The organism is Synechococcus sp. PCC 6312, assembly GCF_000316685.1.
Classification (GTDB): domain Bacteria; phylum Cyanobacteriota; class Cyanobacteriia; order Thermosynechococcales; family Thermosynechococcaceae; genus Pseudocalidococcus.
In genome coordinates this window covers 1905433-1919323 of record NC_019680.1, presented here as the reverse complement: position 1 = coordinate 1919323, position 13891 = coordinate 1905433, and the positions used below count along the sequence as shown (strand labels likewise).

The 13891-nt window shown below is 44.3% G+C and carries 19 protein-coding genes; 11 read left to right on the top strand and 8 right to left on the bottom strand.

Annotated features, from left to right (window positions below; genetic code table 11):
* From SYN6312_RS09325 to rbfA, 3 genes are all read right to left on the bottom strand, one after another.
* The gene (locus tag SYN6312_RS09325) at positions 1-1152 is read right to left on the bottom strand and encodes an NAD-dependent epimerase/dehydratase family protein (protein WP_015124623.1); all 1152 of its coding nucleotides are present in this window, start codon (positions 1150-1152) and stop codon (positions 1-3) included.
* Between the two features lie 185 nt (positions 1153-1337).
* A complete protein-coding gene (locus tag SYN6312_RS09320) occupies positions 1338-1811 on the bottom strand; it encodes a DUF29 domain-containing protein (RefSeq protein ID WP_015124622.1) in 474 nt (157 codons plus the stop codon).
* A 148-nt stretch (positions 1812-1959) separates the two neighbouring features.
* Entirely contained in the window at positions 1960-2361 is a 402-nt protein-coding gene (gene rbfA, locus SYN6312_RS09315) for a 30S ribosome-binding factor RbfA (RefSeq protein ID WP_041431362.1), read from the bottom strand.
* A 131-nt stretch (positions 2362-2492) separates the two neighbouring features.
* Here rbfA and SYN6312_RS09310 point away from each other — a divergent pair, with 131 nt between their 5' ends.
* Positions 2493-4436 (top strand): ABC transporter ATP-binding protein/permease, encoded by a 1944-nt coding sequence (locus SYN6312_RS09310; protein ID WP_015124620.1) that lies wholly within the window; start codon positions 2493-2495, stop codon positions 4434-4436.
* Positions 4437-4779: 343 nt separating this feature from the next.
* On the opposite strand, the gene SYN6312_RS09305 is transcribed toward SYN6312_RS09310, so the two are convergent.
* From SYN6312_RS09305 to SYN6312_RS09290, 4 genes are all read right to left on the bottom strand, one after another.
* Positions 4780-5241: a hypothetical protein gene (locus SYN6312_RS09305; protein ID WP_015124619.1), complete on the bottom strand. Its 462-nt coding sequence runs from the start codon at positions 5239-5241 to the stop codon at positions 4780-4782.
* 416 nt (positions 5242-5657) lie between these two features.
* Positions 5658-6581, bottom strand: a complete 924-nt coding sequence (locus tag SYN6312_RS09300; RefSeq protein WP_015124618.1) for a hypothetical protein — start codon at positions 6579-6581, stop codon at positions 5658-5660.
* A 95-nt stretch (positions 6582-6676) separates the two neighbouring features.
* A complete protein-coding gene (locus SYN6312_RS09295; protein WP_015124617.1) occupies positions 6677-7474 on the bottom strand; it encodes a glutaredoxin in 798 nt (265 codons plus the stop codon).
* Between the two features lie 384 nt (positions 7475-7858).
* Complete coding sequence (locus SYN6312_RS09290) at positions 7859-8419, bottom strand: carboxymuconolactone decarboxylase family protein (protein WP_015124615.1); 561 nt, start codon at positions 8417-8419, stop codon at positions 7859-7861.
* A 98-nt stretch (positions 8420-8517) separates the two neighbouring features.
* On the opposite strand from SYN6312_RS09290, the gene SYN6312_RS09285 reads away from it, so the two are divergent.
* From SYN6312_RS09285 to SYN6312_RS09250, 10 genes are all read left to right on the top strand, one after another.
* Positions 8518-9084, top strand: coding sequence for a TetR/AcrR family transcriptional regulator (locus SYN6312_RS09285; protein ID WP_015124614.1), 567 nt, complete (start codon positions 8518-8520; stop codon positions 9082-9084).
* Between the two features lie 131 nt (positions 9085-9215).
* The gene (locus tag SYN6312_RS09280) at positions 9216-9482 is read left to right on the top strand and encodes a hypothetical protein (RefSeq protein ID WP_015124613.1); all 267 of its coding nucleotides are present in this window, start codon (positions 9216-9218) and stop codon (positions 9480-9482) included.
* A 71-nt stretch (positions 9483-9553) separates the two neighbouring features.
* The gene (locus SYN6312_RS09275; protein WP_015124612.1) at positions 9554-10276 is read left to right on the top strand and encodes a TIGR02391 family protein; all 723 of its coding nucleotides are present in this window, start codon (positions 9554-9556) and stop codon (positions 10274-10276) included.
* Between the two features lie 250 nt (positions 10277-10526).
* Positions 10527-10676, top strand: coding sequence for a PIN domain-containing protein (locus SYN6312_RS20585; protein WP_253276328.1), 150 nt, complete (start codon positions 10527-10529; stop codon positions 10674-10676).
* A gap of 159 nt (positions 10677-10835) precedes the next feature.
* The gene (locus SYN6312_RS20740; protein WP_256377469.1) at positions 10836-10961 is read left to right on the top strand and encodes a hypothetical protein; all 126 of its coding nucleotides are present in this window, start codon (positions 10836-10838) and stop codon (positions 10959-10961) included.
* Positions 10961-11293, top strand: coding sequence for a YlcI/YnfO family protein (locus SYN6312_RS09265; RefSeq protein WP_015124611.1), 333 nt, complete (start codon positions 10961-10963; stop codon positions 11291-11293). Before SYN6312_RS20740 ends, SYN6312_RS09265 begins: the two co-directional genes overlap by 1 nt.
* 300 nt (positions 11294-11593) lie before the next feature.
* Complete coding sequence (locus SYN6312_RS20995) at positions 11594-11827, top strand: type II toxin-antitoxin system HicA family toxin (protein WP_015124609.1); 234 nt, start codon at positions 11594-11596, stop codon at positions 11825-11827.
* Positions 11824-12042, top strand: coding sequence for a type II toxin-antitoxin system HicB family antitoxin (locus SYN6312_RS09255; RefSeq protein ID WP_015124608.1), 219 nt, complete (start codon positions 11824-11826; stop codon positions 12040-12042). Before SYN6312_RS20995 ends, SYN6312_RS09255 begins: the two co-directional genes overlap by 4 nt.
* A gap of 165 nt (positions 12043-12207) precedes the next feature.
* Positions 12208-12525, top strand: coding sequence for an antibiotic biosynthesis monooxygenase (locus SYN6312_RS18870; RefSeq protein ID WP_015124607.1), 318 nt, complete (start codon positions 12208-12210; stop codon positions 12523-12525).
* Between the two features lie 421 nt (positions 12526-12946).
* Positions 12947-13366, top strand: coding sequence for a heavy metal-responsive transcriptional regulator (locus SYN6312_RS09250; protein ID WP_015124606.1), 420 nt, complete (start codon positions 12947-12949; stop codon positions 13364-13366).
* A 6-nt stretch (positions 13367-13372) separates the two neighbouring features.
* On the opposite strand, the gene SYN6312_RS09245 is transcribed toward SYN6312_RS09250, so the two are convergent.
* Positions 13373-13867, bottom strand: coding sequence for a hypothetical protein (locus SYN6312_RS09245; protein ID WP_015124605.1), 495 nt, complete (start codon positions 13865-13867; stop codon positions 13373-13375).
* Positions 13868-13891: the final 24 nt, after the last annotated feature.

Sequence of the window (13891 nt, the reverse complement as noted above, 5' to 3'; positions counted from 1 at the left end):
TTAAGCCCGCCATTTGACCTTGGGCAAGATGTGATTGTTATCCACCCGCTGTTTGTACTTGATAGCAAAGTTTAGGAGGGAATCTAGGAGGGAGTCGGAGAGGTAATGGGGTTGCAGGCCCAAATCCAAAAGTTTGGTGTTTTTGGCATTGAAGTAATGCTCTTCTTTTTCGACTCGTGGGTTTTCGAGGTTGGTCACTTCAACTTTGATCCCCAAGGCCTGGCCCGCTTCCTTGACCTTGTCAGCCAAATCGGCAACACTGAATAGCTCTGTAAATTGGTTAAAGACCCGGAATTCTCCAGCCGCCGCAGGGGTTAACAGGGCTAACTCAATACAGCGAACCGTATCCCGAATATCCAGTAAACCACGGGTTTGGCCGCCCTTGCCATAGACCGTTAACGGATGCCCCACCGCGGCCTGAATACAGAACCGATTCAATGCTGTGCCAAAGACCCCGTCATAGTCCAAACGGTTGATCAACAACTCATCCATACCCGTTTCTTCCGTCAGCACCCCATAGACAATCCCTTGGTTCAGGTCAGTCGCCCGCAGGCCCCAAATCCGACAGGCAAATTGGATGTTATGGCTATCGTGGACTTTACTCAGGTGATAGAAACTACCGGGCTGTTTCGGATAGGGCAGAGTATCTTTGCGGCCGTTATGTTCAATGGTGATGTAGCCTTCTTCGATGTCAATATTGGGAGTGCCGTATTCACCCATTGTGCCCAACTTGACTAAGTGACAGTCAGGGAAATGGTCATGGATCACATACAGCAGGTTCAGATTGCCGATGACATTATTGGATTGAGTCAGGACAGCGTGTTCCCGGTCAATCATCGAGAAAGGAGCCGAGCGTTGTTCACCAAAATGCACGACTGCATCCGGTTGAAAGGTAAGCATTGAGGACTTGAGAAATTCGTAGTTGCAAATATCCCCAATGAACAAGTCAATGGTTTTACCCGTTAAGTCCCGCCACCGCTGTAACCGATACTGAATGGGGGCAATCGGCGTGAGGGTTTCAACACATAGCTCTGCATCCCAATGTCGCCGGACTAAGCTATCTAAAATTGCAACGTCATGTCCCCGATTGGATAAATGTAATGCTGTTGCCCAACCGCAATATCCGTCGCCGCCAATGACCAGAACTCTCATACTGTTTTACTGAAGTGAGTGTATGAATGGCCCCATTGTTAACTGCGCTACAGTTGTTCATGTTGGCCTTGCTACCACGTTACCAGGAATACGCCTTCTTACAGGCCCCTATGAATAAAATTCTGACTTTCCCAGTTTTCGGGCCGATATTCCGAAGTAACATCTTAGTTCTAGGCCCCAGTGGTTTACTCAATCACAAAGACATAGCGCAACGATTCAGGATAGTTTCCGGCAATCAAGTCCAACACATCATAAGGACAGGATTCGGGAAATTGGGCCTGGGGCAGTCTGGTTTCAATGGAGGCTTCTGATCGGGCATCTGGATACCAATCGGCCGGGTTTGCACGTATGTACCCTTTTAAGCTGGGGGAATCTCTAAGAAGACGTTTGATTTGCCTAACACCCTCCACCACACTAGAGACCAAACTATTGTGATAGTCCGTGGTCTGGGGCTGGGCTTCTAGCTTGAATAAATGCTTAACGACCCGGATCCATTGGCTGCTGAGGGCATGACGTTCTGAGCGTCCCAAGCTTTCCATCTCCTCAATTAAGTTTTCTAAGTCCAGGCCTGTAAAGTCTTTTGCTTTTAATCGAGCTACCGTCTCGGCAATCCAATCAGCATAATCTACGTCATAGAGGGTAGGAGTCGTTATAGTCATGATCCAGGCCAGGTGGTTTGGGATGTTTCTTGGGTTCTCTGTCTGCTTTGTATTTTGGCATCAGGGTAAGGAGAAAGAGTCTATGTCTGAATCTAAGACAACCCGGCCCGAGCCAGTCCTTTGAAGCAAGAGGCACGCATGGGAAATGTCATTGAAGAGGAACTTCTGATTCCGCCGATTCTAAGGATTCTGGGGGGCGATTGCGCTCAAGGTCATTTAAGAGAGATAGCACCTTGGTTCCCCGTTCGAGGGAGCGATCTTCCACAAAAACAATCTCTGGTGTCCGCCGTAACCGAACCCGTTGCCCAATTTCACTGCGAACATAGCCCGTTGCTGCCTTCAGGCCTGCCATTGTTGCGGTGCGGACTTCATCGGTTCCATAGATACTGACAAAAATTTTGGCGTGCTGTAGATCCCCGGAGACAATCACATCCGTAACGCTGACCATGCCATTGCCAACTCGCTCGTCTTTGATGTTGTGGACTAAAAGCTGACTGACTTCGCGACGGATCAGTTCTGCGACCCGTTCAACACGTCTGGGGGGGGCCATGATTTTCTCCTGAATCGGGGCTTGCACTTTTTCTATCTTATCCAACTGGGTAGCGGGGCTTGGGGTGGCGGTCTGACTTAACTTCGGAATCACGAATATAATCAGGTGAGCATTTACGGCGTTTTGTTTCCATGGTTCAACCGACTCATAAGTTTAGTGCCCAGGCCTGGCATCAATTTTTAGCCATTGCCCAACCCTATTTTTTCCCAAGAGAGATGAAGCGGAGTGGGGCAATTTTCTTGGTGCTATTGCTGCTGATCATGGCCTTTATGTTCGGGATACTCTTTGTCCTGGTGAGTGGGATAACCCTGGCCTTAAATGCCCTATTTCCAGAGGTTTTTGGTCAGGTTGCTGGCGGGTTTGTCAAACTCATTCAGGGGATTTTAGGGGGCCCTGGCCTGGGGGTTATTCTGGCTACCTTGATTATTCCAGCCGCAGTTTTTATCTTTTTACGCCGCCAAACCCTGCCCCGCAGCCAGGCCTGGATATTACTGGGCTTATTGTTGATGCTTTCCCTGTCCGTCAGCGGCTTAAACGTGATTATTAGCTATGTGGGGCGATTTTTCCAAACAGCTTTGGCAGAAAAGGATCAACCCACTTTTTGGCGATTTTTGTTTGTCTATGCCGGGGTGTTTGTTGTCGGTACGCCCATTGTGGTGATTTATCGCTATGTGCGGGAATATCTGGGTCTGCGCTGGCGGGATTGGTTGACTCGCAGCTTTTTGGAGCGTTACTTTCAAAACCGGGCTTATTACAAAATTGAATCCCAGGCCGACATTGATAACCCCGACCAACGGATTGCCGAAGATATTCGCTCCTTTACCCAAACCTCCCTCGGCTTCTTGCTGATTATTTTGGGCAATGTCATTGATTTGATTGCTTTTTCTGGGATTCTCTGGTCAATTTCCCAAACCCTAACGGCCACCCTAATTGTTTATGCCATTGTCGGGACAATTATTACGGTGTTATTGGGGCAACGCTTAATCCGACTGAACTTTACCCAATTGCGGCGAGAAGCCGATTTTCGCTATGGCCTGGTTCATGTGCGGGATAATGCAGAATCCATTGCCTTTTATCGGGGGGAACAGCAGGAGTCACTCCAAGTCCGGCAACGCTTTGTAGAAGTTTTGCGTAATTTTAACCTACTGATTGGTTGGCAGCGAAATTTAGGATTCTTCACCACAGGCTATAACTACCTAACCGTCATTGTCCCCTCTTTAATTGTTGCGCCGATGTATTTCCGGGGAGAGATTGATTTTGGGGCGATTTCCCAGGCCGGATTTGCCTTTAGCCAAGTCTTAAGTGCCCTCTCGATTATCATTGACCAGTTCACTAGCTTAAGTGCCTTCATTGCTGGCATTGAACGTTTAGCTGGCTTTACAGAAGTTCTCGAACCCATTCCACCCTCTGCTGAACATCCGGAAATTACGGTCACTGAAGCTAATGAATTGATCCTTAAGGATGTGACGGTACAAACGCCCAACTACGAACGCACTTTGGTGAAAGACCTATCTTTTGCTTTACAACCAGGCGAGGGCTTGGTGATTATGGGGCCGAGTGGGGTGGGGAAAAGCTCTCTTTTACGAGCAATTGCTGGCCTGTGGAATTCTGGCTCTGGGGAAATTGTCCGGCCGGCTCCGGGAGATGTTTTGTTTCTGCCCCAACGGCCCTATATGCTCCTTGGCTCCCTGCGAACTCAGTTACTTTATCCGGCGGCTAATCCCCAAACTACAGACCAAAACATTTTTGAAGCCTTAGCGGAAGTCAACCTGGAACATTTACCAGATCGGGTTGGGGGCCTGGATGTGGATTTGGATTGGGCAGATGTCTTATCGTTGGGAGAACAACAACGGTTGGCTATTGCTCGTTTGCTCCTGAATAATAGCCCCTATGCAATTTTGGATGAAGCCACGAGTGCCTTAGATCTAGCCAATGAAAAGCGGGTGTATGAACGCATCCAGGCCATGGCTACCAGTTACATCAGCGTCGGGCATCGGGACAGCTTACGGCAATATCACAATTACGTTTTAGAGTTAGATAGTGACCAGGCCTGGCGATTGAAATCAACTCTTTAGGGCGATGAATCTGTCTGAACTCAATTAAACTCAAGCCTGTGTTCCTAATTTATTCCTTTGCGAAGGTGAAAATACTCCCCGCCAACAACCGATTATGACTACCAACTGATCCTAACTGAGCAGCGTTTACCGGATTTGGCCAGAGAAGTTGCCGATAGCTGTTTTGCATTGAATTTAATAGAAAAAAACAACTCCATGTCCGACTGGAAATTTCTAAATATTGGGTGATTGATATTGAAAAGTGTGATATGGGTGTTTCACGTAATTTTGAGACAGTGTATGAAACTAAAATATGAATTTAATCGGAATAACAAGGCCTAATACTGTCTCATTCCTGATCGAATTAACTATAAATATTCACTCGAGCCGTACCAAAGGGAATAAAATCAGAGCGACCCCGTAGCCTTGCGGATAAATGAAACAGCCAAGAACGAGTATTTATATTCGAGTATTTTACAGATTTAAAAACAATTTTTAGATTTTCTTTATGAAGAAGTTTATTGAAACTTAATCGAATTAGATGATTATCGATAGTGTAGCTCATCTCTACCTTGTTGCCATCTTGATCAATAACACTAATTCCATTAATCACACCAAATCCTTGAGGAATCGTCATTGACAGTGCTTCAATATTGCCATGACCAATATCGATCAGAATATAATAATTGGAAAAGAGAACACCTTCATTCTTAGGATTAGCATAGGCCTCTTGAATGCTGGGCAACAGTAAATTATTGGAAAAAGAAGGCTGAGGAAATAAACCAAATGATAGTAAAGTAATCATCATGTACTTGAAAGTATTCATGGCTTGTCCTTTTAGATCAAATTAACAATTCAAAGATTGATACTTTTCATCCTAAATATTTGCTATAAATCAAGTCTAGAGTATGATTATGAAACAGTCATGAAATTTCATGAATTAAGCCATAACTAGGCAACGGAATATGAAAATGTCATTGGTTTACAGAACGATGTGAGAGTTTAACAGCAAAGTATCCTGCTATTACCTGATAAATAAATGGAAACTGGGGAATCAGGATTAGATACATGGCAGCATAATTGTAAGTTAAAGTTGCTTCCCTGCTAATATCTAACTATCAAAAATTAGTATTATCTGTTGAATTATTAAAAATAGTGCATCAGATTTCAAATATAACCCTTGCACTACTTTTGATTTGTTTTTGGATTGTTTTGAAAAAATCTGAGTTTTGATTGGCTTGACTATGGCACCTTAACCCAGAAACCAGAAGTGATAATCTGACCATTACGGTTGAACTGTCCCCATAGCTTGTACATTCCAGCTTGAGGAAATACTGTGGCAAAATTAACATCGCCTGAGAATTTCTTAGTGGTTGCATGGGCGTGAATATAGTCTTTTCTGCTCAGATTATCAGACCGCCTGAGAATCACAAGATGCCCCCATTCGCCAAGATAGGGTTGTAAATCTGGAATTGGTTGATTTTGACTGGAATCCCTGAGATTAAAGGTGAGGTTAACTGGTTCACCCGCTTTAACAGTCATGGGGTTTAACTCCAGGCCGACGGTTGTATTGCCGATCACCTGGTTCTGACTTAAATCCAGTTGAGTCCGTGCCGCAGAAGTTCCCGGAACAGCCGTTTTTAAGACAGAAACTACCTCAGACTCTCCGGCTGGTTTATAGTCCGCAAAAAAGACATAATTTCCTGGCTCGGGCAATGTAACGGTCACGCTAAAAATACCATCACCTTGATATTCAGGATGTAAATGCTCAAAGAAATTGAGATCACGATTGACCGCAATTAAATGCATCAATTTCTCTTGAAAAACATCAAACTTCTTAATGGCCTGGCCTGATTGATCCTCTACCTTAAATGTTAAAGCTGTCGGTTTATTGGCGGGAATTTCTTCAGGATTGACTAACCGAACCGTGGGGGAAATCGATGTATTGCCATGGCTACTGTGGCCATTATTGCCTTGAGCCGAATCATCACCTGGCCTGGTATCAGCCTCATGATGAGCCATCCCGTGATTCATGCCCGCATGAGCAGATCCGGCGGTGTTAGATGATTCAGCGGTCGTTTTCCCATAAAACTGAGTCAGAGCCGCAATCCCAATCAGAATCGAGGTTCCACTAATCGCAACAAGCAATTTCGATTTGGCTAACATTGTTCTCCCTTAATGATCCTTAGAAACGATACACAGCCCTGATCCTAATTCTGAGGAATGATCATGAAATTAAGATGAAATCAGGGGCTTGGATGCTAACGGGAATACCCTTGAATTAGAGCCATTTCTGCCCCCAGTCCTTGACTTTGACTAGGGACATTAACCGATTCAGGCTGGCCTGGAGAAAATAGCAACATAACTCCCATCAAAGCCATAATCGCGTTTTCAGCAAAACTAACAACCCCCAACGGTGCTTTAGAATTACCACCCATACAAGCACAATTCAAGGCTAACTTATCAATAAAAACTGCTTTAAAAACAGAAATTCCGCCACTAACTCCAACCACTAATGCACCCACGCCAGTCACGATTGGAGTCAGGCCAGATAAAATCCCCAGGCCAATAAACAACTCCAAAAATGGGTAGATTTTGCCATAGGGCTTACAGCGTTGCATCACTAAATCATATTTGGCAAAACTCTCAGCAAACGCATCTAAATCCATCAGTTTCAGCGAGGCGAGCATTGACAGGGCAATCCCCATAAACCCGGTAAACCCTAATGAGGTAGCCAAGGTCATCAAACCCGCTGTTGAAAATAGGGCAATCACGGGGGTGTAGGAATATTCTGCTGCCTCGGCCTGGACTTCTAAGTACGCAGCCAAATCGGTATAGCCGCCAATCCGAGTCTCACCCCAGAAAATTTGCGGTGTGGTTTTCACTTGGTGCAGGGCCTTGAAGTCCTCAACCTCGGCTTTTGTGGTCAGGTGAATATCCTCAAAGGGAATATTTTTATCGTTCAACAAGGCAACGGCTTTTACTCCCCATGGACACTCATGGCCTGGCATTGACATCCGATAGACTTTCACCGGGGCGGTTGTCAGACTTAAGTTCATTGCTGTAACTCCTAATCAACGCAACATAGTCTGATAGTAGAGTCTCAAGTAGGCTTTAGAGTCAAGTGTTTTTTGGAAATTCATTATGGCAACTCGTTCAGCCCTCAAAATTGGCGATGTGGGCAAAAAAATTCTGGCGTATCTGTTCCGACCTTGGGCTACGACAAAACTCTGTATTAATCAGCCTGATCAACTGGAGTGAAAACGGCCATCGGTCAATATGGATGATTATTGAGCAAAATACATGATAATCAGACTCTATAGAATGTTATCTAGCGTTTTGCTGTATGAGCACTAGTTATGCCGCCTGAGCTATCGGTGAGGACGTAACCGATAGCGTATCAGTCATTGCCTAGAGTCAAATGAGCGCAAGGGCATCGGCACTTACCCAGCTATCGCAGATTTTGACCAAACATAAGGTTGGAATGCCTTATCTAAAGGGGTTTTAGCGATGTGGTTAGTGTAGTTGTGGATGATTTTGACAGCAATACCCAAAATGACTTCCAAAACCTGCTGCTTGGCATAACCTGCGGCTAGAAACTCTCCAATTTCTCGATCGTTCACCCAACCTCGTGCCTCAATCATCCTCTGAGTAAACAGCCGTAACGCCTGTAGTTTCTGATCTGCTAGAGGTTGACCCTGGCGAAGAGCTTCAATGTCTTCAGGAGCCATCCCAATCATTTTTGCTAAACCGGAATGGGCTGCCATGCAGTAGCGGCATTCATGTTCGTAATTGGCAGTCAGATAAATGACTTGTTGCTCGATCACTGTAAAGCTGGTTGTTTCAAATAAGTCCCACAATGCCATTCCACCTTTTAAGACAGCGGGAGCTTCTGCCAAAATCCCCTCTAAATTTGGGATCAAACCAAATGTCTCTTTAGCATGAATAAGAGCTTCCTTTGAAGCTTCTGGCGCAGTTTCAATCGTGTGAATCGTAAATTCCATTGCTCTACCTCTTCAATAAACTACGGAGTAGACAAGTCTGTCTACCTGTGATGCGTGCTAGTATAACCCTATGGAGACAAAGTTGTCTACCCAAGGTTATGACTACTGAATCAAGTGCTGCACGCCAACAAATTTTAGAAACCGCTTCTGAACTGTTTTATCAGAAGGGAATTCAATATGTAGGAATCAATGAAGTCATTGCGGCATCTGGTGTAGCAAAGCGAACACTCTATCGTTGGTTCTCTTCAAAAGACCAACTGATTGAGGAAGTGATGAAATATCGGGCTGCTCAATGGTTGCGTTGGTTTGAAGATGCAGTCGCAGACCAAGGAAACACGCCTAAAGATCGGTTACTGGCAACTTTTGATGTTCTTCAAGGCTGGTATGCTGAGCCGGACTTTCGAGGATGCCCATTTATCAATGCGGTCTTAGAAATTGCTGATGCGTCTCATCCAGCTCATCAAATCTCAATTAATTTAAGACAAGCGATCCGTGCTTACATCATGCAGTTAGCATCTGAAGCAGGGATACGTGACCCTGCATCGTTTTCACAGCAGTATTTGCTTTTAATTGGAGGAGCTAGTTTAATGGCAACGATTGAGGGAAACCCAGGTGGAGCGCAATATGCCAAAAATGCTTTGTCTGTACTGATTGATGCTAGTTAACAGTTACGGCGGCATAACACGGCGCTGCACCGGAACGTATTCGCGCGATCGGCAAGTAGCAAAGTTGATCTGCGTCCGGTGAGCTATGCCGTTAGACAGCGAAGACACATAACTGAGAGATGGGGGCAAACATGCAAATTGATGGCGCAATTGTAAAAGAGCAAGGAGTCACTTTCGCGATCGTCATTGTGAAACCACATGCCATTCAAACACAATCCAGCGCAAATGACATGAGGCAGTCTCTCTCAGGAATTGCCGACTTTCAAGGTCTTCCAATGATTCTTGCGTCACAAGATACACATGGGAGATTTACATACCAAGGCCGTCATGACATTGTTGATTTCCTTGCGTCGATTGATGCGTCTCGCATTCCATGGAAACGTTACACGATTTCGTAGACAACTAATCCTACTTGTATGATTGTTTCTAGCTAATACTGCGTCGGTACGGACAGAAAGGTAAGCTTCTTATGACTAGATACAACTTGACCGATAACCAGAAAAACTTGCTCAAAGAGCTTGTCACACTTATTCAATTAGGTTCAGTAGATGAGGAGTTCCAGATTTTTTGGTCTGGCAATGACGCAATTGGATATTCTGCTATGTTAGTTAGTCCTAATAAACCTAGTGAAATGCTTCCCTTAGCGACCAAAAGCGGAATAGCTGCATTAGAAAGCTGTGGTTTTCTTTCCTGTCAGGGAAGTTCGTCACGCCCAACGTGCGCTTTAACAGGGGAAGCTTACATAGCAGTTGAAACAGACTTTAATTCTCCGGACACTTCATTCATTGAATATTTAACACCTCTAACCGGCATAGATGGGTTTGATGAGGAATTAAAAACGCGGTGCATACCACTTTTGGCAACAGGAGGTTCAGACTCTACATTATGGGATTCCGTTGTGAGAACGGCGGGGGTCATCTTGGAAGCTCGGTTAAGAGATGTTGGTTCTATATCTGATCCTAACCAAACAGGACAGGGACTAGTTAATGCAATATTCAACAAAAGTGGAACATTGGCATCAAAACTTACAGTTGATTCTGAAAGACAAGGATATCGAGATTTGTATGCTGGTATTGTTGGATCTTTTCGCAACCCGTCTGCTCATAGGTTAATTGATCCAACACCAGAAGATGGGGGAGCTTTCTTAGTTTTCGTTAATCTGCTTCTTAAAAAGCTTGAAGCTTTGAGATAGAAGTTTGCCTCCTGATTACAGTAAAAATGGATTTGATAACATTTCCATATTGTCTGGTAATGCTGACTAACAACAGTGCTGCACCGGAACGTATCAATGTAGTTGGTTGAATAGCAAATATTATCTGTATCCGGTGAGCACGACCGTTAGACCTTTGAGTTGATGACGGGATAGTGCCTCAAGACTTTTTATCGCTCCTCAAATCTTCTTCATCTATTGATGACACTAAATATGGTGCTATAGTAGTGCCATGCCTACGACACCCTTACTTCGTGTTGTCATGGACACCAACGTTGTGTTTGAGGGCTTAACAAAACAGGGGAATGCCGCTGGCTTCGTCATTGATGCTTGGTTAGCTGGTTTAATGCAGGTTCATGTCTCCAATGCACTTGCCTATTAGTACGAAGATGTTTTATCTCGTAAACTCTCTCAAGTTCGTTGGCAGGAACTCAAACCTATTTTAGGTATTCTGCTAAGTCATTCTCAATTCACAATAATTCATTATTCATGGCGACCAACGTCACCTGATGCAGGAGATGACCTTGTAATTGATTGTGCAATGAATGCTAATGCCATTGTCACAACCTCCAACCTACGTGATTTCAAAAATGCAAGAGAATCTTTAGGTTTACAAGTGATGACTCCTGCTGAATTAGTTACCAAACTGGCACTTGAAGGAAGCTAATGATGAGCCGATTAACACTTCGATTACCAGAAACACTGCACCAACAACTAATTCATCTGGCTGAGAGTGAAGGCGTTTCCTTAAATCAGTACATTGTTTATGCGCTGACTCGTCAAGCCACCTTAGCTTATACAGTTCAAACAACTCCTACAGAGGAATTCAATCAGCAACAGCAAGCTTTTCAAGCGTTACTCAAAGAATTGGGACAAACCTCTTCAGCAGAAGTTAAGTTAGTTTTGGATAAACGAGAAGTGGTTCAACCAGAAGAAGAATTAAGCCCTGAGATTGTTGCCCGTTTTCAGCAGCATATTCGTGACGCTTCAAAAGCTTGAGGGTATAAGCAATGAATGTTAACAAGTTGCTGCACCGGAACGCCGAAAGTTGTTTGGCTAAGTTGCAAAGGTTGTCTGCGTCCAGTGAGCTTGGTTGATATGCTACAGGTGATTTAAGTTTTTCTGGTTTCAGCATTTGCGCAATACACTATAAAAAGAACATTTTTGTTTCCCATTTTGATGTGATAAAAGAATGCCTTTTCCTCTAAAATGGAGATATGAATAGTGAGGTGAGTAGAGTTAGCTTAACAAACACTTGCAGACAGACTTAAAGCAAGAGTACCCGTGTTAAATCGGCTAATGCCTAAGAAAGACAAGCTACTTCAGTTATTAAGGAACAGTCCTAATAATGCAAGATTTACAGACATTTGCCAACTTTTAGAGTTGAGTGGGTATCTGCTAGATAGAATTACGGGCAGTCATCATATCTTCAAGAAGGGCGAGGTGATTTTTGTAGTTCCAGTTCACAACAAACGAGTAAAGGCTATTTATGTTAGACGAGTTGTAGAACTTATTGAAGGAGATCAAGAATGAACTATCCAATAGTGGTTTATCCCTGCGAAGAGGGTGGTTTTGTAGCTGAGGTTCCAGCATTACGAGGTTGCTTGGCACAGGGAGAAACTTTAGATGAAACATTAAAAGAATTGATGACGGTAAGGGATTTGTGGCTGGAAACCGCTCAAAAACACGATCAGAAATTACCAGATATTGGAAGTGCGATCACAAAAGTGCGAGCGTTAAGCGCATAACAAGTCATTGGAGTGGAACAGAGAAATATACTTCAAAGTGATACAAAGGTAGTTGCTGCCCGCTCTACTCCAAGTCATTATGATGCTCTAGATTATTGGTAAGGCAGCAGTAGTTTTATATAATTTGTAAGCGTTCAGAATTATCTTGAGTTTGAGCTTTAGTTTGTGATCCTAGAAGTTGCTGTTCTTGATATAAAACCAGGTTTAGCTACAGAATTTAAAACTGCCTTTGAAAAAGCTTCAACCATCATTGCGACTATGCCAGGGTATATTTCTCTCGAGCTTCAGCGTTGCATAGAAACCCAAAGCCGTTATATTTTGCTAGTCCGTTGGCAAAAACTAGAAGATCATACGATTGGATTTCGACAATCGCCTCAGTATCAAGAATGGCGTTCTTTGCTTCACCACTTCTATGAACCATTTCCAGTTGTAGAACACTACGCAACTGTTTTGTACAATAGTCGTAATGGGTCAGTGCCTTGATATGATTGGCAGGAAGATGTGACGATTTGTGTTTGTGATACCTGCGGCAATCGATATTATTCAGCCAATATTCTTCATGCAGTTCATGCTATTGCAACTGGGGTAAAAGCTCCTGAGCGAACCGAACAAATTCCGGTCACTCACCCAGAATCAGCGTAGTCAACGCAGTATAACAACGCCTATTTACCCGATGTTCAAAACTTGTTGTTGGGATTATCTGCGGCGGGTGATTGGGAACGTTCAACAGGCTAGTTTACGTGGGGGATTTTTTAGCATTCAATAAGACAACTGCTTTCACACGCACGGGTAATCATGACTTTGCATTGACATCGCAGAACGCCACACCTCATTGTCATGGCAAAATAGATTTATGGCAAAGTCTAAAGCATACTTGAGAGTTAAGTATTTTTCAGGATTATTTATGACAACTCGTTCAGCCCTCAAAATTGGTGATGTGGCCAAACAGTCAGGTGTATCCGTTCCGACCTTGCGCTACTACGAAACCTTGGGCTTAATTAGTCCAGCCGAGCGAGGTGACAATGGCTATCGGTATTATTCGCCCTCCGTGGTTTCTCAAGTTGCTTTTATTAAAAAAGCCCAGGCCTTGGGGTTGGCCCTAGATGAAATTCGCCAAATTCTGAATGTGCGGGATCGAGGGGAATTACCCTGTGAGATGGTGCAAAGTTTACTAACGCAGAAAATTCAACAACTTAACACCCAAATTTCACAAATGCAGATGTTCAAGCAGGAACTAGAGGCTTATCAAACTCAGTGGCAAAACATCACACCCCAACTGACTGACGCTGAAATTTGTCCGCTGATTGAAACCATTACCCCATGATTTGAATTAAGGCGTAAAGGTAAACCGACCATTAATTTTCTCACCCCGAATATCGGTCAGAACAACCAAACGATATTCTCCCGCAGGTGCATCAGTCAGGTAGGCCGTGTAGTGTTTGTCGGCATCACTGTATTGAAAATCTAGGGTTTTCTGGCTGCCACCGGGGAGTTGTAACTGTCCGACAACTTGAGCATCGGGAACAGGGGTGTGAGCTTCTCCTTCTTGGATAAAAAAGTCAATGTGCAGACCAGCGGGTTCTTCTGCGACCAGGAGTTCTAAATGGTATTTCCCGGTTTCAATCACTTGTCCGCCTTGACCATGACCATCTGAGGGTTCGGCATTCGTGACTGAATTAGCAACTTCAGGACTAGGGCTAGACATTTCTGGGGACGGACTGGCTGGAGATAGCGCTGAGCTGGTTGTGTCCGAACTGCCACCACAGGCCCCGAGGCTCAAACCCAGGCCAAGAATTGTGATTACCGATAAAACTTTGACTTGCATGATTTTATTCCTCACAAAAGTAAC